The 23713-nt window shown below is 34.3% G+C and carries 20 protein-coding genes and 1 riboswitch; of the genes, 13 read left to right on the forward strand and 7 right to left on the reverse strand.

Annotation, left to right across the window (positions count from 1 at the left end):
- Window positions 1–18 precede the first annotated feature (18 nt).
- A complete protein-coding gene (locus tag NSQ92_RS05895) occupies window positions 19–1896 on the forward strand; it encodes an ATP-binding protein (protein WP_341152472.1) in 1878 nt (625 codons plus the stop codon).
- A gap of 226 nt (window positions 1897–2122) precedes the next feature.
- Complete coding sequence (locus NSQ92_RS05900) at window positions 2123–2695, forward strand: DUF2087 domain-containing protein (RefSeq protein ID WP_095257634.1); 573 nt, start codon at window positions 2123–2125, stop codon at window positions 2693–2695.
- A gap of 60 nt (window positions 2696–2755) precedes the next feature.
- Here NSQ92_RS05900 and NSQ92_RS05905 read toward each other — a convergent pair whose 3' ends face one another.
- The gene (locus tag NSQ92_RS05905; RefSeq protein ID WP_061796813.1) at window positions 2756–3538 is read right to left on the reverse strand and encodes a carbon-nitrogen family hydrolase; all 783 of its coding nucleotides are present in this window, start codon (window positions 3536–3538) and stop codon (window positions 2756–2758) included.
- A 218-nt stretch (window positions 3539–3756) separates the two neighbouring features.
- Between NSQ92_RS05905 and NSQ92_RS05910 the strand changes: the two genes are divergently transcribed.
- Together NSQ92_RS05910 and NSQ92_RS05915 are read left to right on the forward strand one after the other, a co-directional pair.
- The gene (locus NSQ92_RS05910) at window positions 3757–4932 is read left to right on the forward strand and encodes a pyridoxal phosphate-dependent aminotransferase (RefSeq protein WP_061796811.1); all 1176 of its coding nucleotides are present in this window, start codon (window positions 3757–3759) and stop codon (window positions 4930–4932) included.
- Between the two features lie 390 nt (window positions 4933–5322).
- Window positions 5323–5592, forward strand: a complete 270-nt coding sequence (locus NSQ92_RS05915) for an aspartyl-phosphate phosphatase Spo0E family protein (RefSeq protein ID WP_053215712.1) — start codon at window positions 5323–5325, stop codon at window positions 5590–5592.
- A gap of 228 nt (window positions 5593–5820) precedes the next feature.
- On the opposite strand, the gene NSQ92_RS05920 is transcribed toward NSQ92_RS05915, so the two are convergent.
- Window positions 5821–7311, reverse strand: a complete 1491-nt coding sequence (locus tag NSQ92_RS05920; RefSeq protein WP_341152473.1) for an ATP-binding protein — start codon at window positions 7309–7311, stop codon at window positions 5821–5823.
- Between the two features lie 173 nt (window positions 7312–7484).
- Here NSQ92_RS05920 and NSQ92_RS05925 point away from each other — a divergent pair, with 173 nt between their 5' ends.
- Together NSQ92_RS05925 and NSQ92_RS05930 are read left to right on the forward strand one after the other, a co-directional pair.
- The gene (locus NSQ92_RS05925; protein WP_047942957.1) at window positions 7485–7925 is read left to right on the forward strand and encodes a MarR family winged helix-turn-helix transcriptional regulator; all 441 of its coding nucleotides are present in this window, start codon (window positions 7485–7487) and stop codon (window positions 7923–7925) included.
- Between the two features lie 155 nt (window positions 7926–8080).
- Window positions 8081–9775 carry a M3 family oligoendopeptidase gene (locus NSQ92_RS05930; RefSeq protein WP_061796808.1) on the forward strand — a complete coding sequence of 565 codons (1695 nt, stop codon included), beginning with the start codon at window positions 8081–8083 and terminating at the stop codon, window positions 9773–9775.
- Window positions 9776–9823: 48 nt separating this feature from the next.
- On the opposite strand, the gene NSQ92_RS05935 is transcribed toward NSQ92_RS05930, so the two are convergent.
- The gene (locus NSQ92_RS05935; protein WP_047942959.1) at window positions 9824–11980 is read right to left on the reverse strand and encodes an ATP-dependent Clp protease ATP-binding subunit; all 2157 of its coding nucleotides are present in this window, start codon (window positions 11978–11980) and stop codon (window positions 9824–9826) included.
- A 260-nt stretch (window positions 11981–12240) separates the two neighbouring features.
- On the opposite strand from NSQ92_RS05935, the gene NSQ92_RS05940 reads away from it, so the two are divergent.
- Window positions 12241–13272 carry a YkvI family membrane protein gene (locus NSQ92_RS05940; RefSeq protein WP_047942960.1) on the forward strand — a complete coding sequence of 344 codons (1032 nt, stop codon included), beginning with the start codon at window positions 12241–12243 and terminating at the stop codon, window positions 13270–13272.
- Window positions 13273–13342: 70 nt separating this feature from the next.
- Here the strand turns inward: NSQ92_RS05940 and NSQ92_RS05945 are convergent, their stop codons facing one another.
- Window positions 13343–14704: a PFL family protein gene (locus tag NSQ92_RS05945; RefSeq protein ID WP_047942961.1), complete on the reverse strand. Its 1362-nt coding sequence runs from the start codon at window positions 14702–14704 to the stop codon at window positions 13343–13345.
- A gap of 17 nt (window positions 14705–14721) precedes the next feature.
- Window positions 14722–15000 carry an ACT domain-containing protein gene (locus tag NSQ92_RS05950; RefSeq protein WP_047942962.1) on the reverse strand — a complete coding sequence of 93 codons (279 nt, stop codon included), beginning with the start codon at window positions 14998–15000 and terminating at the stop codon, window positions 14722–14724.
- A gap of 139 nt (window positions 15001–15139) precedes the next feature.
- A riboswitch (glycine riboswitch) is annotated at window positions 15140–15221 on the reverse strand.
- Between the two features lie 208 nt (window positions 15222–15429).
- Between NSQ92_RS05950 and NSQ92_RS05955 the strand changes: the two genes are divergently transcribed.
- On the forward strand, window positions 15430–15534 hold the full coding sequence (locus NSQ92_RS05955; protein ID WP_220040981.1) for a DUF6254 family protein: 105 nt from the start codon (window positions 15430–15432) through the stop codon (window positions 15532–15534).
- A gap of 97 nt (window positions 15535–15631) precedes the next feature.
- On the opposite strand, the gene NSQ92_RS05960 is transcribed toward NSQ92_RS05955, so the two are convergent.
- A complete protein-coding gene (locus NSQ92_RS05960; protein WP_082138361.1) occupies window positions 15632–15805 on the reverse strand; it encodes a YkvS family protein in 174 nt (57 codons plus the stop codon).
- 475 nt (window positions 15806–16280) lie between these two features.
- Here NSQ92_RS05960 and NSQ92_RS05965 point away from each other — a divergent pair, with 475 nt between their 5' ends.
- The gene (locus NSQ92_RS05965) at window positions 16281–16475 is read left to right on the forward strand and encodes a hypothetical protein (RefSeq protein ID WP_047942963.1); all 195 of its coding nucleotides are present in this window, start codon (window positions 16281–16283) and stop codon (window positions 16473–16475) included.
- A gap of 98 nt (window positions 16476–16573) precedes the next feature.
- Here the strand turns inward: NSQ92_RS05965 and NSQ92_RS05970 are convergent, their stop codons facing one another.
- Entirely contained in the window at window positions 16574–16942 is a 369-nt protein-coding gene (locus NSQ92_RS05970) for a PilZ domain-containing protein (RefSeq protein WP_341152474.1), read from the reverse strand.
- A 710-nt stretch (window positions 16943–17652) separates the two neighbouring features.
- Here NSQ92_RS05970 and NSQ92_RS05975 point away from each other — a divergent pair.
- The 4 genes from NSQ92_RS05975 to NSQ92_RS05990 all read left to right on the forward strand — a co-directional run bounded on the left by NSQ92_RS05975 (window position 17653) and on the right by NSQ92_RS05990 (window position 23669).
- Complete coding sequence (locus tag NSQ92_RS05975) at window positions 17653–17919, forward strand: phosphocarrier protein HPr (RefSeq protein WP_016200927.1); 267 nt, start codon at window positions 17653–17655, stop codon at window positions 17917–17919.
- Complete coding sequence (gene ptsP, locus NSQ92_RS05980; RefSeq protein WP_047942965.1) at window positions 17919–19637, forward strand: phosphoenolpyruvate--protein phosphotransferase; 1719 nt, start codon at window positions 17919–17921, stop codon at window positions 19635–19637. The genes NSQ92_RS05975 and ptsP overlap by 1 nt, the downstream gene beginning before the upstream one ends.
- 346 nt (window positions 19638–19983) lie before the next feature.
- Window positions 19984–22632: a cation-translocating P-type ATPase gene (locus NSQ92_RS05985; protein WP_061796803.1), complete on the forward strand. Its 2649-nt coding sequence runs from the start codon at window positions 19984–19986 to the stop codon at window positions 22630–22632.
- A 161-nt stretch (window positions 22633–22793) separates the two neighbouring features.
- Window positions 22794–23669, forward strand: coding sequence for an NAD(P)-dependent oxidoreductase (locus NSQ92_RS05990; protein ID WP_047943014.1), 876 nt, complete (start codon window positions 22794–22796; stop codon window positions 23667–23669).
- Window positions 23670–23713: the final 44 nt, after the last annotated feature.

Genomic DNA, 23713 nt, shown 5'->3' on the forward strand with positions numbered 1-23713 from the left:
AGGGGGGTATCCATAAAGATGGATAGTATATCCTATTCTGAAGAATATCGACAATTACAAAATAAACTGAGGGAATTGGAAAGAGAGAATACCCTTCTAAAGGAAAAACTAGAAAAATATAGTCTTCTCCGAGATAGGAGATTTATTGCTTTCCAAACAATAAATGTAGGGATGGTTATATTTGATAGTAATGGAGTTATTCTAGATATTAATAAATATCTTTGTGATTACTTTAACGTGAATATGAATCAAGTAGTTGATAGGAATATAACGCATTTTGTGCAGCAGGAAGAACGTTTGGTGATAAGGGAACATATGGATGCTATAAAAACCAAATCAGGTACTTTTCAAAGCATATTCCCATTAACTATTAATGGGCGAAAACATTATTTTGAAACGCAAACTAGTCGATTGCCCGGTGAGATGGGATTTATTACAATTATTGAAAAGATAACAAAGGAATGTGAAAGAGAAAAAGAGAAAGAAGCGCAAAAGCTTTATAATGATTTTTTTACAGAGGCACTGGATGGTATTGTTCTTTGGAAAGAATCAGGGCAGATTATTGCAGCAAATGAATCAGCTTTAAAAATTTTTGAAAGTTCTGAAGAAAAATTATTAAAATCAAGGATTAGTGATTTTTTTTATAAAAAAGATAAACGGTACATGGATATGATTAAAAATCTCTATTATAAAAAATCTAATCGAGAAGAATTGATGTTTTTGATGCCAAATGGACAGAAAAAAATACTAGAATTTACAACTAAACTTCATTCGGTGGAAGGGTTAAACATGAGTATTTTCCGTAATATCACGGAACGTTATAAAATGGAAGAGGAATTACGTGAAAGTAAGGCGATGTTTGAGAATACATTTGAAGAAGTTTTTGACGGTATTATCATTTGGGATCAAAACTATCAAATAATTGATATGAACAAAGCAGCCGAACGTCTCCTTCATAAAAGTAAAGAGAATTTGATCGGTGTAGATTTAATATCCTTTCTCCCACCTGCAAAAACGATTGGAGAAGATATAAAGCCGAAATTATTAAATGTAAAAAAGGATGGACAAAATAGAGGGCTCTACACGGTAAAGTTTCCTAATAATAGAGAATATACGCAGCTTGAATATCGTAATAAATTTAATATTTATTCAGGACTAAGTATTACTACATTACGTGATATTACCGAAAATACCTTATTGGGAGAACAGCTGAGAAAGTCATCTACTTTAAATGTAGTGGGAGAATTGGCAGCGGGTATAGCTCATGAAATTCGAAATCCAATGACAGCTTTAAAGGGATTTATTCAATTGCTAGAAGATGGAGTTGCCTCACAGGAAAATGAAATGTATTTTTCTGTAATAAAAACGGAGCTTACTAGGATTGAATCCATTATTAATGAATTTTTATTACTTGCTAAACCACAAGCTGTTCAATATGTAAAACGAGATATAAGACAAATTATGAATGATACGATCGAATTGCTGTATGCACAAGCAGTGCTACAAAATGTTCAAATTATAAAAATGTTTACAGAAGATATGCCGACTATATATTGTGAACCAAATCAATTGAAACAGGTATTTATAAACATTATAAAAAATGCAATAGAGGCATTAGAAGACGGCGGGGAAATAGCTGTTTCCATTGAATATAAACAGGATTACTTTCATATAGCAATCCGTGATAATGGAAGAGGAATGGGCAAGGAAATACTTGCAAGAATTGGAGAACCATTTTATACGACCAAAGAAAAAGGAACAGGCTTAGGTTTACTAGTATCCTATCAAATTATTGAAGAGCATCAAGGGAAAGTGACAGTTGAGTCAGAACCAGGGGTTGGTACGACGTTCCACCTTGTACTTCCAGTGTGCAGAGAAAGCAAGCTAAATGAATGATCATTAGACCTGTTAGGGTGATAAAAAGAAGGGCTTATGTTAGGCCCTTTTTATTTTGGTTGTTTTTCGAATTGTTAAAGGAGTAGAAATCGGAGAAACAGATAAGGATTTGTTTAGTGATCTTTTCTACGGAAAAGATATGCTGAAAAAATATTATACCATATCTTGACATCATCACCTACTTTGATTATTATCTAATTAGATAATAATCAAAGTAGGTGATTGAATGCAATTAGATAAAATGGTTGCATTTTATAAAACAATGGGGGATCCCACCAGAATTAAAATAATCTCCTTATTGGCAAATAAACCATGGAATGGTCAAGCGATAGCAGAAAAACTGGGTCTATCTGCCCCAACCATTACGCATCATTTAAAGAAAATGCGTGACATAAATGTTGTGTATGAACGCAGAGATAAAAATACGATTTATTTTTTCTTGAATAAATCAGTCATTTTACAACAAAACGAGTCTTTAAGAAAATTAACAATTGGAATGGAGGAGAGTATTATGACTGTTACTAAAGAGGAACAAGCAAAAATCATTGAGAACTTTTTTACTAAAGAGGGCAGACTTAAAAATATTCCTTCGCAAAGAAAGAAAAAGTTAATAGTGCTCAAATACATGCTTGAGGGGCTGGTTTTTGGCAGGAAATATGAAGAAAAAGAAATAAATGCTTATATCCAGCAATATTTTGATGACTACGCGACAATAAGAAGAGAATTTATTATTAATCACTTTATGTATCGAGAAAATAGTATATATGAACTTAACCCTGAGGAAATGTGGGCGAAGTGAAGAAAAAGGACTGTTTATCATTATCTGATATAAACAGTCCTAGGTTAATATGTATAAAAATCACGTATAATATTCTGGTTTTCGATCAGCAAATATTGGGATGGTTTTACGTACCTCTGTTACTTTATCTAAATTAATCGAAGCTGTTAGAATTTCTTCTTTCTCCCCTGCTTCTGCAATAATTTCTCCCCATGGGTCAATAATCATGCTATGCCCAGCAAAGATATTATTTGCATCATTTCCGACACGATTACAAGCAATTACATAACATTGATTTTCAATGGCTCGTGCAATAAGCAGGCTTCTCCAGTGTGCCAATCTCGGTTCTGGCCATTCAGCTACTACAAAGATGGCTTCAGCTCCTTTTGTTGTATGTGCTCTTATCCACTCTGGAAAACGAATATCGTAGCAGATCATACTGGCAAAGTGTCTATCCTCTAAAGAAAAAAGACCATTAGTTGTCCCGCTCTTTAAATATAAATGTTCATCCATCAGTTGAAAAAGATGAAGTTTATCATACGTATGGACCACATCACCCGATTTATTTATCACAATAAGTGTATTGTAAACACCCTTTTCCTTCTTATTAGCAATTGATCCACCAACAATATGAACGCTATATTTGGTGGCTAATTTACTTAAAAAAGAAATAGTATTTTGAGCTTGTTTATCAGCAATCGCAGCTAATCTTGTTAAATCATAGCCGGTTGACCATAATTCTGGCAGTACAACAATATCACTGTTATCCTTGCAAGCAGCAATTTTTTTCTCTACTTGTTTAAAATTCTCTTCAGGCCTGCCAAATGCGATATCCATTTGAACCAAACTAATCTGAAATTTCAAATGATTCCACCTCTATTCATCTTCGTTAAATTCCGTTATAATGTTAATCAACAAAAAAATTCAATTATTATATTAATTTCGTTATATCATAAAAAAGCGAATTATTAAACGATTATTTCTATTTTAATCACTTAGGGAATGTTTAAAGTCGAAATTTCCTAATAGAAGTTTATCCAATAATAATTGGAAGGTTTTATCATTGAAGAAGGTGTGAGTACATGAAGAAATATGATCAATCTCAATTATTAAAGAATTTACCAGAGCAGTTTTTTGCTTCATTAGTTAGTAAAGTTAACAGCTATATTGAAAAAGGATATGATGTGATTAATTTAGGGCAAGGAAATCCAGACCAACCGACACCTTCTCACATTATCAAGAGCTTGCAGGTGGCTGCCGAACAGCCTGAGAATCATAAATATTCTCCATTTCGAGGATATAAACATTTAAAGGAAGCTATTAGTGAATTTTACAAAAAAGAATACGATGTTGACTTAGATCCTGAATCAGAGGTGGCGATATTATTTGGAGGAAAGGCCGGCCTTGTAGAGATACCTATATGTTTATTAAATCCAGGCGAAACAGTAATGGTTCCAGACCCTGGTTATCCCGACTATTTATCTGGGATTGCTTTAGCAAATGCAGAGACGGTGTTCATGCCATTGCGTGAAGAAAATAATTTTTTACCAAACTACAAGGAAGTGAGAAAGGAAGATTTAGAAAAAGCAAAGTTAATGTTCTTAAATTATCCGAACAATCCTACTGGAGCAATAGCAACAAAGGAATTTTTCGCTGAAACAATTTCTTTAAGTAAACAGCATGATATATGTATTGTGCACGATTTTGCATATGGAGCGATTGGGTTTGATGGAAAAAGGCCGCTTAGCTTTTTACAAGTAGAGGGTGCCAAAGATATTGGTGTAGAAATTTATACTTTGTCTAAGACATTTAATATGGCAGGTTGGCGAGTTGCCTTTGCAGTTGGAAATAGAAGTGTCATTTCCGCTATAAATCTTTATCAAGATCATTTATATGTTAGTTTATTTGGAGCGATTCAAGAAGCTGCCTATACGGCATTAACAGAATCTTTAGAGTGTATTAGAGACATGAATCAGCTTTACGAACAAAGACGAAATATCTTCATAAATGGTCTTAAAAAAATTGGTTGGGAAGTCAATGCTCCTGAAGGTTCATTCTTTGCATGGTTAAAAGTACCAGATGGGTTTACGTCACAAGAATTTAGTGATTATTTATTAGAAACAGTACATATTGCAATGGCTCCAGGCTCGGGCTTTGGTACATTTGGGGAGGGATATGTCCGAGTTGGTTTATTGACAGAAGAAGAGAGATTGCAAGAGGCGGTTGAAAGATTAAAAACACTCTCGATATTTAAGTAATTCCTCGATAATAGATAAGAATTCAGTCGAAAAAAGGCAAAGAATCATGGGAAATAACAATTTCGTATGATTCTTTGCCTTTTGCTCTTAATAGACTAATTTCCAGAAGTGCTGATGATCCTTCATACTAAGATGTTTGCTGATAGGTGAAAGCGACTAGAAAGAAAGCGCTTTCTGTTGTTGTAAGTTGTTTTCGACTCTTTTCAGCAGTATTTTTGTCGAAAAAAAGAAGTGTAATCAAGAGAAAATAAGTCTAAATGCCTATTTTGACTTAGAAAAATGTCTAATATTGCGAATCTATTTACTTTTATTTGTTTTATTGTAATAATTCATCAAGTAAACAATTAATGCATTGTTTGTAAGTAAGGAATTTGATTAGGAGGAAGTAAGGTGTATTGTAGGAAAACAGAATTATTATTTGAAATTCAAGATAAAAGGGAGGTAATGATTAAAACAGCGAAAGAGCGTGGAACAATTGATGAGGAGACCATTAGATTGAGTCAAGAACTCGATAAATTAATCTATGAATATCAGCTTGTCTTTCGCTATGAAAGTGAGAAAAGAAAACAAATAAAACGACAATATAAAAACACGCGAATTTTTTGGTCCAATGCTAACCGATATAAACGGAAAAATTATTCCGAGGTTGTATATAGATAACTAAATGGCGAAGGGTAATGGCAGTGATTACCTTAATGATATTTCATCCAAATCAATGCCCTTCTTTAAAGAAAGATGTGACCTCCCTTAAACTACTTATCCTATTATCCACCAATATTTTGACAAAATAAAAAACGCTTCTTTTGTTCAATAGCTACTATCCTTCTTTTAAGAAGAATAATAGAAGATGAACAGCATTAATGATGCAAGAAGCGAATAGATAAATAATTATTTCATAATAGGTAAGATTATATTTACCTTCGTGCCTTTCTTTTCCCTACTGGATATATGGATTTCACCATCGAATGATTCAACGATTCTTTTACATACAACGAGCCCCAAACCAGTCCCTGTTTCCTTCGAAGTATTAAATGGCTCAAATATTTTCTTTAACTGTTGATTGGACATGCCAATGCCATTATCGGTGATTGTAATGATTACGTTTGACTTAACGGAACGTATGGAAAGTTCTAACTGCCCGCCATTTTCCATCGCTTCAAGAGCGTTTTTGGTTAAATTAAGTAATACTTGTTTCATTTGGTCGGCGATCCCGAGAATATAAATGTCTTGGTCAGATATCTTTTCTGTATATTTTACATTAAATAAATTTGCTTCCGAAACGATAAGCGGATTAAGTTCTGCGATGATTAATTTTAAATTTATTTTTTGCTTATTTTGTGCAGTTGGCTTTCCTAAGATAAGGAATTGACTTACGATTTCATTTATTCGTACAATTTCTTTTTGGATAATAGAAAAATAAAGCTGGTCTTGCTGATCGTGATATTTCTCACTTAATAATTGAATGAGACCTTTGATTCCGGTTAGAGGATTCCTAATTTCATGTGCAGAACTAGCAGCTAAATTGCCGACAAGTTCTAATTTTTGAATTTCGTTTTGCTTTGCTTCTTCTGCTCTTATTTTACGATGATAGTAAAGAATTAAAAGCATATAAACGAAATGGAAAATCACCATAAAAAAAAGAAGGAGCCATATTTTCGATTTTACGATGTTCCAAATATGTGGTTTTTCTAATTCCACAATGATGGTCCAGGGCAGACGATCAATTGGCATGCTTATAACTTCTTTTTTATTGATCGATGCACCATCATTTATATAAAGAATGCGTTCTTTTTGCTCATTCATAATGGCGATATTTTCCTCTGATGATAGCATTTTCGTGATATTTATTAAGTAATCGACACGGAGATAAGCAGTTATAATGGAGTTTAATTGATTATGGTCACTTATAATGGGCATGGCAATACCGATTACTTTCTGACCGTTACTTAATACTTCTTCTCTATTAGAAATTACTAAGTCCTTTGAATGAATAGCTTCCATTATATAATCCTCTTCAGAGATATCGATCGAATCATACGTATCGTTAACACCAGCAATTGTTTTACCTGAACTATCAAGCAGGAATAAACCACCATAAATATGCTCATTCGTAAACACTTTTTTTAATAGGTTATTAATTTCTTCTGCTGAATCGGTATTAGTTTGAATAGAGAGACTTAGAATATTTAAAGAAGAGACGATTTTGTTTATATAAGAGTCCCATTGTCGTTGGTGAATAGAGGCTACCCATTCTGCATGAGCCTTATTTTTTGCTTCTTCTCTATTTACTTGGTAATAAAAAAATAGAATAGCTGTAATAATGATCGGAATAACGACAATTGCAAAATATAAAAGCCTTTTGTGTGTGTTTATTTTCATCAATAGATTCTCCATAGGGTAATTCCAATATATAGATATAATTATAACATGAAATAGAGAAAGCTCAATGAAGGGGGTAGATTTCATCGGGAAATTGACAAAATCCTTAGGGAATAATATAATTTATCTGAATTCGAGATAGTGAATTATATACTAATAAGGGAAGTTTATAAATGGCAAAAAAAGATATCGATCAATCATTAAAGTTATATATTGTATTGTCACGTGCTTATCGGGCAATAAATGAAAATGTGAATAAGGCAATCACGGCAAACGGCTTGAATCCGACAGAGTTTGCAGTGCTGGAATTGCTGTATCATAAAGGCGATCAGCCGCTGCAGCAAATTGGGGGAAAGATTTTATTAGCAAGTGGAAGTATCACGTATGTGGTAGATAAATTAGAGGAAAAAGGATATTTAGTAAGGGTTGCTTGTCCAACTGATAGACGAGTTACATTTGCTCAAATTACTAATAATGGTAAGGAATTAATAGAAAATATTTTCCCAAATCATGAGCAAAGAATTCATGAAATCATGTCTGAATTGACAACAGAAGAAAAAGATACCGCAATTGAATTAATAAAAAGACTTGGATTATCTGTTAGAGATAAATAAGACAAAGTAACTTATAATAAGCGAGTATTTCAGATGGAAGATTTATTTTGTTAGGAATTAAATCTTCCATTATGAATATTCGCTTTTTTGTATTGGTCTTCCTAGTTTTCATGTATAATTAGAGAAGCTAGTTAAAAATGGAGGGATATAAAAAAATGAAGTTTTCGGAATTTACATACAAAAGACCCGATATAAATGAATTTACGATTAAAATGGACGAATTATTAATAGAGTTTAATAAGGCAGAGCATTTAGACCAACAAATGGCAGCAATGGAAAAAATAAATGAGCTTAGAAATGACATTTCCACTATGTTTAATTTATGCTATATTCGCCATTCTGTTGATACAAATGATGAGTTTTACCAGCAAGAACAAGATTATATCGATGAGATATCACCAAAGGTAGAAGGGCTTATTACAAAGTATTATCAAGCGCTTGTTCAATCAAAATTTAAACCACAATTAGAAGAAAAATGGGGCAAGCAATTATTTGCATTAGCAGAGGCACAATTAAAGGTATTCTCAGAGGATATCGTTGAATTACTTCAGCAAGAAAATAAACTTTCTACTGAATATACTAAGCTTGTTGCCTCTGCCAAGATTTTGTTTGAAGGGGAAGAAAGAACACTGGCACAATTACAGCCATTTACAGAATCAAAAAATCGCGAAACAAGAAAGGCAGCAAGTGAAGCTCGGTTCGCTTTTTTCCGTGAACATGAAGAGCAGTTAGATAGAATATACGATGATATGGTAAAGGTTCGTACAGAAATTGCTAATAAGCTAGGCTATAAAAACTTCGTCGAATTAGGTTATTATCGTATGTACCGCACAGATTATAATGCAGATATGGTTGCGGCCTTTAGAAAACAAGTAGAAGACTATATCGTCCCACTAGCAACTAAATTAAAAGAAAGACAAAGAGAAAGAATAGGAGTTGACTCCTTAAAGTTTTATGATGAACCATTCGAATTTGTAACTGGAAATGCAGCTCCTAAAGGCGATCCAGAATGGATCGTTGAAAATGGGCAAAAGATGTATAATGAATTATCAAAAGAAACAGGCGATTTCTTCTCTTATATGAGAGAAACAGAATTAATGGATTTGGTCGCTAAAAAGGGAAAAGCCGGTGGTGGCTATTGTACTTTTATCGAAAATTATAAAGCACCATTTATTTTCTCAAACTTTAATGGCACTTCAGGCGATATTGATGTCTTAACCCATGAAGCAGGTCATGCATTTCAAGTGTATTCTAGCGGCGGCTTTGCTATCCCAGAATACTATTGGCCAACATATGAAGCAGCAGAAATTCATTCCATGAGTATGGAGTTCTTCACATGGCCATGGATGGATTTATTCTTTAAAGAAGATGTAGAAAAATATAAGTTTTCTCATTTAAGTTCTGCTCTGCTATTCCTTCCGTATGGAGTATCAGTTGATGAATTTCAGCATTGGGTTTACGAAAACCCAACGGCTACTCCATCAGAAAGGAAGCAAGCATGGAGAAATATAGAAAGAAAATATAGTCCTCATCTTGATTATGATGGAAATGAATATTTGGAAAATGGCGGTTTCTGGCAAAAACAAGGACATATTTATAATTCCCCATTCTATTATATTGATTATACATTAGCACAAATATGTGCCTTCCAATTTTGGAAACGTTCAAGAGAGAATAAAGAAGAAGCTTGGGAAGATTATGTAAAGCTTTGCGGCTTGGGAGGCAGTATGCCATTTACAGAATTAGTCAAAGCAGCTAATTTAATTTCTCCTTTTGAAGAAGGCTGTGTGGAATCTGTAGTAGGGGAAATCGATGAATGGTTAAATTCAGTAGATGACCGTAATCTATAAAATTAAAAAACCGTGGGAATAATTCCTCCCACGGTTTTAGTTATTTATTTATGATAATGTTTTAGAGAGAACTGGTTTTATTTTAATTTGGTCATCCTCTAGAACAGCTGTTAATTCTGTTACAGATGAATCATCAAGAATAACATCTGCCAGTTGATCTTCTAAATGTTCTTGAATCACCCTTCTTAAAGGACGAGCTCCGAAGCTTGGATGGGTACCGAGTTCCACAATTTTTTCTTTTGCAGCGTCCTCCACATGTAACGTAATATTCTGTTCTTGCAAGTTTTGTGCAAGTTCTTCTATCAATAAATCAGTAATGCGAAGTAAGTGTTCTTTTTCAAGTGTTTTAAATTCAATAATCGCATCAAAGCGGTTAAGGAATTCTGGTTTAAAGAAGTTTCCTAATGTTTGTAATAAATTACTTTCTTCAATGGCATCATTATTTCCAAAGCCAACCACTTTATGCTTATGACCAACACTAGCATTACTTGTCATGATAATAACAGAATCTTTGAAGCTTACCGTACGTCCTTGACTATCTGTTAAACGTCCATCTTCTAAAATTTGCAGGAAGATAGATTGGATATCAGGATGTGCTTTTTCGATTTCATCTAGCAGAATAATGCTATATGGATTTCTTCTTACTTTTTCCGTTAATTGTCCTGCTTCTTCATGACCGACATAGCCTGGAGGAGAACCAATTATTTTACTAATACTATGTTTCTCCATATATTCACTCATGTCTAATCGAATCATGCTGTCTTTAGTGCCAAATAATTCCTCTGCAAGTGTTTTGGTAAGTTCCGTTTTTCCGACACCGGTTGGACCGACAAATAGGAAGCTTCCAATTGGTCTTGTTTTCGATTTTAGTCCCGCTCTACTACGCTTAATAGCTTTAGCCACTTTTCGAACTGCCTCGTCCTGGCCAATCACCTTTACAGCTAATCGTTCACTTAAAAACTTCATTTTTTGTTGTTCATCTTCTTGTAATTTTCCAACAGGAATACCTGTTTTCTTTTCGATAAGTTGTTGAATAAGAGCCACATCGACAATCGGTTTTTCTTCGATATTTGGTTCGTTTATAGCTTTTTCAAGCTGTTGCTCTTCTTTACGTAATTCAGCTGCTTTTTCGTAATTTTCTTCTTTTAATGCTTGTTCCTTTTCTTTTGCTATCATAGTAAGACGATTTTCAATTTCTTCTGTGTTTTGATAAGTAGAAGAAAGATTCATTTTAGAACCAGCTTCATCCATTAAATCAATTGCTTTATCTGGTAAAAAGCGATCTTGGATGTAACGGTGAGAGAGCTCTGCACATGCTTTAATTGCATCCTCAGTATAAGTAACTTCATGGAACTTTTCATACTTATCCTTTATACCATTTAAGATGGAAAGAGTAGCCTCAACAGATGGTTCACTTACCTGTACCGGCTGGAATCTTCGCTCTAAAGCAGCATCTTTTTCGATTTGACGGTATTCTTTTAGGGTAGTTGCCCCAATGATATGCAATTCGCCACGAGCCAGTGCTGGTTTTAGAATATTACCTGCATCCATTGAGCCTTCTGCAGAGCCTGCACCAACTAACTGATGAATTTCATCGATAAAGACGATTACATTCTTTCGAGCTTGGACTTCTTGAATTACTTGCTTCATTTTTTCTTCAAATTGTCCACGAATTCCAGTATTCGATACAAGGGAAGCAACATCCAATAAATAAATTTCTTTGTTTTGTAATTTTTTTGGAACATTACCTTCTATAATTTTTAATGCTAAGCCTTCCGCTATTGCTGTTTTTCCGACACCAGGTTCACCGATTAGCACGGGATTGTTTTTATTTCTCCGATTTAGAATTTCAATAACTCGTTCGATTTCATTTTCTCTGCCGATAACGGGATCAATCAAACCAGCATTCGCCATTTGATTTAAGTTTTTCCCATGTTTGTCAAGAATACCTGCTTTTCTATGATTGTTAGTAAAAGGAGCTTCCTTTGAAGCACTAGCTCCCCCTAATGGATTTGATTGGTTAAATGATTGAAATAACTCATCAAAAGGGGAAGGTTGGAAAAACATTGGGCCGCTTTGTGCTGTCATTTTTTGCTTTTCTTTTTGATAACATGCATGACAAAGGTTCATAGTGGTTTCCATATTGTTTAAAACAAATCGTAAACTGATTGTTGCATTATTTTGTTGGCACATTTCACATTTCATTATAAATATCCTCCTTTTGAATTTGACTAATATTGACCTTTTGTAATTATGATTATACTTTGACCTTTTTTGACTTTCAAGTATTTTGCCTCAAAATAAAATTTGGAAATTTTTAGTATAATTAAACCTCCTTTGTATCTATACCAATTTTCCTATTTTAAAAGGGTTAAACGTCATGGATAAAATAAATTTTTAATAGGCTAAAATGCTCGTCATTGTTTGTCCATTTCTACATATAGTTGATGTAGGGAGGGAAATATGTGAAAAATAAATGGAGTGCTGCAATTCAGCTTGCAGCAGTTTATGTAGGCACAGTTGTTGGTGCTGGTTTTGCAACAGGGAGAGAAATAGTAGTGTTCTTTTCACAATATGGATTTGTCGGTTTTTTAGGGATACTTTTAAGCGGCATTATTTTTGCATATTTCGGAGCAAAATTAATGAGGATATCTGTCAAAATCAAGGCATCTTCTTATCAAGAATTTACCATTTACTTGTTTGGTAACATTGTTGGAAACATGATTAACTTTCTCTTATTATTGATGCTTTTAGGTGTTTGTGCAGTGATGTTCTCAGGAGCAGGTGCTGTATTTGAAGAGCAGCTTGGGCTGAATAAAAGCATTGGTGTCATCTTTACCATTATTCTTTCCTTACTTGTTATGAGGGTTGGTACAAAGGGATTGTTTGCTGTAAATACTTTTGTTGTACCCATTATGATCACGTTCAGTTTTATTTTATTTCTACTTTCTTTATCTTTGCCTGGATTTGTTGATGAGATATTTCAGATGGAGAATATTTCATGGAAAACGATAAGTTCTCCATTTTCGTATACGGCTTTGAATTTAGCTTTGGCCATAGCGGTTCTAGTACCTGCTGCTTCTGAAATTGGCGATGAAGAAGTGGCTAAATGGGGAGGGATATTAGGAGGAATCGCTTTAATGCTTATACTAATATCTAGTCATTTTTCTCTTATTATGCTATCAGATATTTATCGGTATTCCATTCCGATGGCTGTTATTATGAAAAATTTAGCCCCGCAGCTTTCATGGGTATATATTTTAGTCATTTATGGAGAAATTTTTAGTTCTGTTATTGGGAATATCTATGGGTTAGAGAGGCAGCTGCGCAGTTTTATTCCTTTACCAAGCATGGTTATAATTGGAGGAATTATTTTAGTTTCTTATCTAATTAGTTACGTGCAATATGGTACGCTATTATCCTTTTTATATCCTATATTTGGATATATAAGTTTAGTCTTCTTACTATTCTTATGGATAAAGCCTATACCAAAGTGATGAATAGCAGCACAAGAAGTATCCTATTGTTTAGGAAGTAGGAATACTTCTTGTCAGTATATAATAATTACTAATTAATTAAAGCTTGTAGAGGAGATGGAATACGTCCACCACGATTAATTAGTTTATCAGAGCTATATGGATTGACACCCATAACTGGTGCACGACCTAATAATCCGCCGAATTCAACGATTTCTCCTTCTTTTTTTCCTGGAACAGGAATAACACGAACAGCTGTTGTTTTTTTATTAATCATCCCAATGGCTGCTTCATCGGCAATTATGGCAGATAAAGTAGCAGCTGTAGCATCTCCAGTAAGAGCAATCATGTCAAGACCGACAGAGCAGACGCATGTCATCGCCTCTAATTTAGACAGGGTTAGGCTATTGTCTAAAATTCCTTTAATCATACCATTGTCTTCGCTCACGGGAATAAAGGCTCCACTTAATCCGCCGACATAGCTGCTTGCCATTGCACCACCTTTTTTTACTGCATCATTCATTAACGCTAGGGCAGCAATAGTGCCATGTGTTCCAACTCGTTCTAAGCCGATTTCTTCTAATATCTCTGCAACACTATCGTTAATAGCATTTGTTGGAGCAAGGGATAGATCCATAATACCGAACGGTACGTTTAATCGTTCTGCAACGACACGACCTATTAATTCACCAGCACGAGTAATTTTAAAGGTTGTTTTTTTGATGATTTCTGATACTTCGCCTAAATCTGCTTCAGGGTATTTTTTTAGTGCACTTAAAACGACTCCAGGACCACTAACCCCTACATTGATAACGACTTCTCCTTCACCAGCTCCATGGAAAGCACCTGCCATGAAGGGATTATCCTCCACAGGATTACAGAAGACAACTAGCTTAGCACAAGCTAAACCATTTGTGTCTTTCGTATTTTCTGCTGCTTTTTTGATGATTTCTCCCATTTGTTTGACAGCATCCATATTAATTCCTGTTCTTGTGGTAGCAACAGATACAGAAGCACAAACACGGTCCGTCACAGAAAGTGCTTCTGGGAGAGCATCTAATAATGTTTGATCTCCTTTAGAAATGCCTTTATGAACAAGAGCAGAATATCCACCAATAAAATCTACATTTAAATCTTTTGCAGCTTTATCTAGGGTTTTTGCAAGCATTACGGCCTGTTCTACTGTACTATTTCCGAGTATTTCTGCGATAGGAGTGATGGAAATACGCTTATTAATAATGGGAATTCCATATTCTTTTTCTACCGCATTTGCCACTTCTGTCAATTTGCTTGCATAAGTTGTAATTTTTTTGTATACAGAATCATTTAATTTTTGAAAATCAGAATCAGCACAATCATAAAGACTGATTCCCATTGTCACAGTACGAATATCAAGATTCTCCATCTGTACCATGTTGATTGTTTCCATCATTTCATTTAATGCAATTTTCATTATTGGACCCTCTTTTCTTAAACGCGGTGCATAGATTGGAAGATTTCTTCTAATTGGATATTTATTTTTAAATGAAGCTGCTGGCTTAGTTCGTCAAACTGTTTTGTTAAGTTATCTAAGTTTTCTTTATCCGTGATATCTACGAGCATCATCATCGTAAAGAAATCTTGGAGAATGGTTTGACTTATATCTAGGATATTAATGTGATTATTAGAAAGGATTGTGGTAACCTTGCTGATAATCCCGATTTGATCTTTTCCAATTACGCTGACAACTGCGCGACGTTGTTGAACCATCATTTCACCTCATAATTCGCTATTGTTTTATATCTTAAATAAAAGAGTAGGTAAGAATGTATGAAAAAAACAGATTGGAGACACCAATCTGTTTCAAAGGATAAGAAGAACCAGGACACGATAACTTTAAGTATGTATTGGTTGATCTTCTGTCCTTTTACCTGAGATTGTGAATCCTTCGGTGCCGTTTTTAACAGAACGGTCTCTCCAGAAGCTGCTCCTGTTATAGTTTGATCCATAACATTCATAGCATGCAATTATTTAAGAAATATAATGTGATGTTAACAGTTTTTGTTCAAGTGGTCAACAGAATATTGCAAACATAGTGTCACTTAGATAGGGAGAGAATAGTCATGAAACGTTAAGAAAGCAATGGATAAAAAACAAAATACTGTTCATGATAAAACGGAATGGATGGAGGTGAGAAAAGTGTCAAAAGCGCAGAGAGAAAAGGAAAGAGAATGGACTGTACGTAAACAAAAACAAAAACCGCATGGAAAAGTAAAAACGAAAAAGGAATTAGCAGAAGAGTAATTTCTTCCTTATAATATAGAGATAGGTAAAGCGCATACAAAAAAGAAGTCAATAAGTGGGGAAATTCCCAATCTGACTTCTTTTTTCTGTTTCTTGTTTATTTAATGATACGATAATTTTTATGGTTAACAACGGTTCTTTGCTCAAGTTCTAAATCACGGTAATTATTCATATAAGTCAAATCGACAATAACTGAATTTTCATTTACCTTTTCAACAATGCCTTGCAAGCCTCTAAATTCAATAATATTTCCAACCTCAGCTATTTTCACGCACAATCTCTCCTTATCATTCCAAAATTTATATAAATTCTGAATATAGTTTTCACTACTTAGAACTTATTCGTAAACATATAGGTATATAAACTTACTAAATATATACTATGAAAATATGAATAAAATGTGTGTTATTTCCTTTTATAAGTGCTTGTTACTAAATAATTATTTCTATACCTCATTAATAAATAAAGGGAAATGCTGGTTTATCGAAAAATTATGTATTTTGATGCGAAAAGAAAGTGGTATGAGGAACCAGTTTCTAGAATAACCGATATTCGACTATCCTTGATGATTAAAATGCATACACTTTTCTGATATTAGATGATATTATAACATAATTAGTAGAATTATACATAATAATATCAAAAATAGTGACATAAAAAGGAATTATGCAGAATTCTTTACTTAAAGTAAAAAAGTAATTTAAAATATGGTCAAAAAATGAAGGAAAGGTTAATTGGTGAAGAGGATGAATAAAGAAATAGCGGAAGAAGTTTTAGACAAGTTAATGAAAAGAGAAATAGAAAGCTATCGAGTAAAAAAAGAGGATTTTCTTACATTCCGTGCAGAATTAGTAAAGAGGGAAGATTTTAAACATTTTAAAGGAATTGCGGAAATAGGAGGAGATGTTACGTATAAATATATGGATGAACCGAGAAGTTAGAGGGTTGAAATTAATTCGCTCTCTATAATATATAGTGAATACAAGAAAACCTCGCTTTTCATAAGCGGGGTTTATCAATAGAGGTCACCGTAAATTAATTACGGTGTCTCTTTGTTCTCTATTCGGGAAAGTTCCTTTAGTCCCCTGATAATCTGCTGCTTAGCTTCCTTGTTTCCTGTGCCTTCAAAGCCATATTCATATTGATTTCCGATTTTTTTCTTCCACGATATATGACCAGGCATTACTATTTCTCTTCTATTTAGATGGAATTGAAGCTGCAAAAGTAATCGTGTATCATCAGCTGGTAAGTCATATTCTGTTCGGAAACGTAACCCGTTGGGGCTTATATTATTTATAAAAGCATAACCTTTTCTAGAAAGAGTAGCTTCGTCAACTTTTACAGTAAATGTAGCATCTATAAAATCAGTTAATTGATATCGAAAAGATTCATTCCGGTTGTATCTCATAATTTCCCTCTCTTTTGTCCATGATCCAGTTAAATCATTAATGCTTGGAGAGTAATGGCATTAAACTGGAAAATGCTCTAGTTTCTAAGTCTAGAAAAAGTAATCACTTTTACATAGAATTAATGTAACTCGGAAGTTTTAATAATATTTAAGCTTGTTTAAGGAGATAATGCAATATATTTTTCATTTTAAAATGTTTCTATGTAAATCCTTGTCTGCATTGCAAGAAGTACAGTTTCTTTTTTTAGATAATGTTAAATGCAGCTAATTGAATAAAAGTTAACTTTTTGGGGATTTTATAAACAGGAATTAATCATCCAAAATTGGACTAATTCCCCTAAAATTCCCCATAAAGTTAACTATTTTTTGTCGTTTAGTAAATTTTGATTGTCTATATAACAAAGAAATGCTATTCTTTCATTTGAGATGTCTTTTTCAAAAAACTTAAATTACCTGCCTATTTTGAACACTATTCTACTTGTTCTCATCTTTTTAGAAGATGCTATAAATGGTTGTAAAGAAAGTTTGTGTACATAGACAATTAATTTTTTTCGACAAAATACATAGCTTTCAGTTTACAATTGTAATATATAAATTATATATTATTTATGATAAACAATTGTTGGTTTATATTAAGGTTGTTTAAGTTTGAAAAGTTTAGCTTATGTTAACATCTTATAACTTAATCGATAAAGGAGAATGATTTTATTATGGTAGAAAAACAATTTAAAGTTATTGCAGATACAGGAATTCATGCTAGACCGGCGACTCTTTTAGTACAAGCTGCTAGCAAGTTTGACTCAGATATTCAATTAGAATATAAAGAGAAAAAAGTGAATCTTAAATCGATTATGGGTGTTATGTCATTAGGTATTGCTCAAGGTGCTGATATTAAAATTATTGCTGAAGGTAACGACGAACAGGAAGCAATTAATGGATTACAAGAAACTTTAAATAAAGAAGGTTTAGCAGAATAATGAGTTTTTTACAAGGAATTGCTGCATCTAGTGGAATAGCCATTGCTAAAGCTTATCGCCTAGTTGAACCAGATCTTTCTTTTGAAAAGACTAGTGTGGAAAATGCAGAAAGTGAAATTTCTCGTTTTCAAGAAGCTTTAAATAAAGCGAAATCAGAATTAGAAGCTATTCGTGAAAAAGCTAATAAAGAGCTTGGTGCGGATAAAGCTGCTATTTTTGAAGCGCATTTATTAGTATTAAGTGATCCAGAATTAATTGCACCTATTGAAGACAAAATTAAAACAGACCTAGTGAACGCAGAATTTGCATTAAAAGAAACAACAGACATGTTTATTACGATGTTTGAATCAATGGATAACGAATATATGCAAGAAAGAGCTGCAGATATTCGCGATGTAACAAAGCGTGTAATGTCTCACCTTTTAGGCGTACATTTAGCAAATCCAAGTATGATTTCTGAAGAAGTAGTTGTAGTTGCAGAAGATTTAACACCATCTGATACGGCACAACTTAACCGCCAATTTGTTAAGGGATTCACAACAGATATTGGTGGAAGAACATCTCACTCTGCCATCATGGCTCGTTCTTTAGAAATTCCTGCTGTTGTAGGGACAAAAAAAGCAACAGAAGAAATTAATAATGGCGATTTAGTCATTGTTGATGGATTAAAAGGAGAAATCCATGTTAATCCAACACCTGAAGTAGTCGAAAGCTATAAAAAAGTTGCCGAGCAATATGAACAGCAAAAAGCAGAGTGGGCTAAACTAGTTAATGAACAAACAGTAAGCTCTGACGGTGTTCACGTTGAACTTGCTGCAAATATCGGTACACCTAATGATTTAGAAGGGGTAACGAATAACGGTGCAGAAGCTGTCGGTTTATATCGTACAGAATTCTTATACATGGGAAGAGATCAGCTTCCAACAGAAGATGAGCAATTTGAGTCTTATAAAGCTGTTCTTGAAGGCATGAAAGGGAAGCCAGTTGTTGTTCGTACATTAGATATTGGTGGAGATAAAGAATTACCTTATCTAGATCTGCCAAAAGAAATGAACCCATTCTTAGGTTTCCGTGCAATTCGTCTTTGCCTGGAGGAGAAAGATATTTTCCGTACGCAATTAAGAGCATTGCTGCGTGCAAGCTCATATGGAAATCTAAAAATTATGTTCCCAATGATTGCTACATTAAATGAATTCCGTGCAGCTAAATCTCTTTTAGAAGAAGAGAAAGCTAATTTAGTGTCTGAAGGCGTTAAAGTTGCAGACAAAATCGAACTAGGAATCATGGTGGAAATTCCTTCTACAGCAGTGCTTGCAGATCAGTTTGCGAAAGAAGTTGACTTCTTCAGTATTGGAACAAATGATTTAATCCAATATACAATGGCTGCAGACCGTATGAACGAACGCGTTTCATACCTTTACCAACCATACAATCCTTCTATTCTGCGTCTTGTTAAAATGGTTATTGATGCAGCACATAAAGAAGGTAAATGGGCAGGTATGTGTGGAGAGATGGCAGGAGATGAAACAGCTATTCCTTTATTATTAGGATTAGGCTTAGATGAATTCTCTATGAGTGCTACATCTATCTTAAAAGCAAGATCACAAATTCTAAATCTTTCTAAAGCAGAAATGGAAGAATTAGCAGCAAAAGCATTACAAATGTCTACAACGGAAGAAGTTATGGAAGCAGTAAAAGCAGCTGCGAAACTTTCTTAAAAAAACAGGTTTATCCTTAAAAATAGTGGGTATAAATAAAAATAGCATAAGCTCTTTTTACAAGTTAGCTTAACGCTATTCTCATTTTCCCCTTATTTGAACTGACTAGATGATTCTAGTCAGTTTTTTTTGCTTATCTTTAAAGTTTCAACCATACATGAAAAGGAAAGATGGAGGCAAAATACAACTATTCCATTGTTTTTTGAGACAGGTTTATAAAAATTAAATAATGGGAAGGGGTTTTAAATAGAAGTATGCCGCTATACATATGAACAAAGAACAGTTTATTTGTTCCATTTCATTAAGGTGTAATAAGACGGAATCATAAGGAGTTGAATAAAGTCACGTGGAATTTTATCAAAAGGATAAAGAAGCAGTATTAAAAGATTTACAGTCATCTGAACAAGGACTATCAACAGACAAAGTAAAAGAAAGCTTGGAAAAAGAGGGTTACAATGAGCTACAAGATAAAGAAAAAATACCAACTTGGAAGCTCTTTTTAGAAACGTTTAAAGACCCAATGGTTATTGTCTTATTACTAGTAATTATTATCCAATTAATCATGGGGAAATTTGTTGAATCTCTTATTATTTTTTTAGTGTTATTGCTAAATTCTGTTATTAGTGTGATTCAAACAAAAAAGGCAGAAAGTTCTTTAGATGCTTTACGTAATATGAGCGCACCGGAGGCAAAAGTAAGGCGAGATAATACCAATATCACAATTCCTGCACGGGAGTTAGTTCCAGGAGATATCGTCTTTCTAGAAGCTGGTGATTTTATCCCAGCAGATGGACGTATTTTAGAAAGTGGTTCTCTGAAAGTAAATGAAGGAATGTTAACAGGGGAATCAGAAGCTATTGAAAAACAAGATAAAGTAATAGTTGAGGAAGCTGCACTTGGCGACCGGATTAATATGGTATACAGTAGTTCACTAGTCGTTTATGGCCGAGGGACCTTTGTTGTAACCGGTACAGGGGAAAAAACGGAAATTGGTAAAATTGCTGATATGCTTAATAAGGCAGAGGAAAAACAAACACCATTACAACAGAAGCTTGCCGAATTTAGTAAAAAATTAGGAGTAGGAATTCTTCTCTTATCTATTCTTATTTTTGCTATTCAAGCATTAAGAATATGGTTAGGAGATGAAAATGTTGATGTTACAACTTCTATTCTTAATGCGTTACTATTTGCAGTAGCCGTTGCCGTAGCAGCTATTCCAGAAGCTTTATCATCTATTGTAACCATTGTCTTGTCGGTTGGAACTAATAAAATGGCAAAACAGAGTGCTATTATACGAAAGTTGCCTGCAGTCGAGACGCTTGGTTCTACCAGTGTGATATGTACAGATAAAACTGGAACATTGACACAAAATAAAATGACCGTAACCGATTATTTTATACCGGAAGGAGTAAGAGAACATTTACCACCAGATCCTTCTCAATGGAATCATTCGGAAACTTTTTTGCTGAATATAGCTGTATTATGTAATGATTCGTACATTAATAAAGAAAATAGAGAAGTGGGAGATCCCACAGAAGTGGCGCTTATTAACTTCTATAATGATGGTAAAAGAAATTATGAACAAATTCGCTCAAGATATCCTAGAGAAGCAGAATTACCGTTTGATTCGGATCGCAAACTAATGTCTACGATTCATACCATTGATAATAAACGTTTCATGCTTGTAAAAGGTGGCCCAGATGTTATGTTTAACCGGGCGACAAAAATATTAGTAAATGAAAGGGAAGAGCCATTTACAAACGATTGGTTAAAGAAGTTGCAGGAGGCTAATGAGGATTTTTCCAATCAAGCATTAAGAGTTCTTGCATATGGATATAAGCATGTGCCCGAAGATAAGAGAACTATTACGGAAGAAGATGAATCGGATCTCATCCTTGTTGGTTTAACGGCGATGATGGATCCACCACGTGAAGCTGTTTACGGATCGATTGAGCAAACAAAAGATGCGGGGATTCGTACAGTAATGATTACAGGAGATCATAAAACCACAGCACAAGCCATTGGCCGTAAAATCGGATTAATGGAGAATAATGATATTGCTTTAACAGGCCAAGAATTAGATGCATTATCAGATGAAGAACTGAATCAAAAATTAGAACAAATATCTGTATATGCACGTGTTTCTCCAGAAAATAAAATCCGCATTGTGCGAGCTTGGCAAAAGAAAAATCGAATTGTTGCGATGACAGGTGATGGAGTCAATGATGCGCCAGCACTAAAACAGGCAGACATTGGTATTGCAATGGGAAGCGGGACAGATGTTGCTAAAGATTCAGCCGATATGATTCTTACGGATGATAACTTTGTTTCGATTGTAAATGCTGTAGGAGTAGGAAGAACTGTTTTTGACAATATCAAAAAATCAATTGGTTATTTGTTTGCAGGAAACTTCGGTGCTATTATAGCCATTTTGTTTGCGGTTATTGCAGGATGGGCAAATCCCTTTACAGCATTACAATTATTATTTATAAACTTGGTAAACGACTCCTTACCAGCCATTGCTCTTGGAATGGAAAAGTCAGAGCCTGGTGTTATGAAGCGAAAGCCGCGGGACGTGAAAGAAGGAATTTTTGCAGGTGGGACGCTTCGAGCGGTCGTTGTAAGAGGGGTATTAATTGGTATTGCGGTTATTATCTCTCATTATATTGGTTTACAGCATTCAGATGAATTAGGAGTAGCGATGGCCTTCACCACGTTAATCCTTTCTCGTTCCTTGCAAACCTTTGCTGCACGTTCTAGCACCCAAACAATCTTTGGTGTGGGCCTATTCTCTAATAAATATGTATTAGGAGCAGTTGGTATTTGTTTCTTGCTTTATTTAGTTACCATCCTGCCTTTTGCTAGAGAAGTATTCGCCATTCCTGATTCCTTTGGCTTAAACGAATGGTTAATTGCAGCTGGGTTGGCCATCGGAGCAGTAATAGCAATGGAAATAATGAAAATGCTTCTTGTGCGGGTATTACGTAATAAGTAAAAGAAAAAACTACCTAGTATTATGCGATCGGTTTAGAAAGATTGGGATATTGGGTAGTTTTTTTCTATTAGCAGTTTTCAATATTCTATAGAAGAATTATACCTGCTTTCATGATACTATTAGAAAAAGAAAGTTATTTGCCAAAAAAGGGAGAGGATCGGATGTTGGCGAAAGAAACAACTATAATTGGTTTTATTGGTACTGGTGTAATGGGGAAAAGTATGGCAAGCCATTTATTGCATGCAGGGTATCCTGTTATGGTGTATAACCGCACGAAAGCAAAGGCAGACGAACTAGTAGCTGCTGGAGCAGAATGGGCAGACAGTCCCCATGAAATTGCTTTAAAAGCAAATGTCATTATTACGATTATTGGTTATCCGAAAGATGTAGAGGAAATATATTTAGGAGAACTAGGATTAATTAACAATGCCAAAGAAAATACATATTTAATCGATATGACCACCTCAACTCCTAGTCTTGCCAAGAAAATATACGAAGAGGCGAAAAAGAAAAATATATATGCAGTTGATGCCCCTGTAAGTGGTGGAGATGTAGGGGCAAGAGAAGGAAAGCTATCCATTATGGTAGGTGGGGAAGAAGCAGTTTTCCAACAGCTTCTGCCTCTATTCGAGATACTTGGCACTAATATTGTCTATCAAGGACCTGCAGGTTCTGGTCAACATACGAAAATGTGTAATCAAATTGCCATTGCTTCTACAATGATTGGTGTAAGTGAAGCCATCGTTTATGCTCAAAAAGCTGGACTAGACCCTGAAAAGGTATTGCAAAGTATCTCAAGCGGAGCTGCTGGGAGCTTTTCCTTAAGTAATCTAGCACCTAGAATGATAAAAGGGGATTTTGAACCTGGATTTTATATCAAGCATTTTATAAAAGATATGAGAATTGCTCTTAAAGAAGCAGAGGAAATGCAAATGGAAACGCCAGGATTATCTCTTGCGGAAACATTATACAGCCGCCTGTCAGCGAAAGGAGAAGATGAGAGCGGAACACAAGCTTTATATAAATATTGGGATTGAAAAAACAGCTTCTAATCGGTGAAAGCCAAGATTAGAAGCTGTTT

It is taken from the genome of Niallia sp. FSL M8-0099 (genome assembly GCF_038006945.1).
Taxonomy (GTDB): Bacteria; Bacillota; Bacilli; order Bacillales; family Cytobacillaceae; genus Niallia; species Niallia circulans.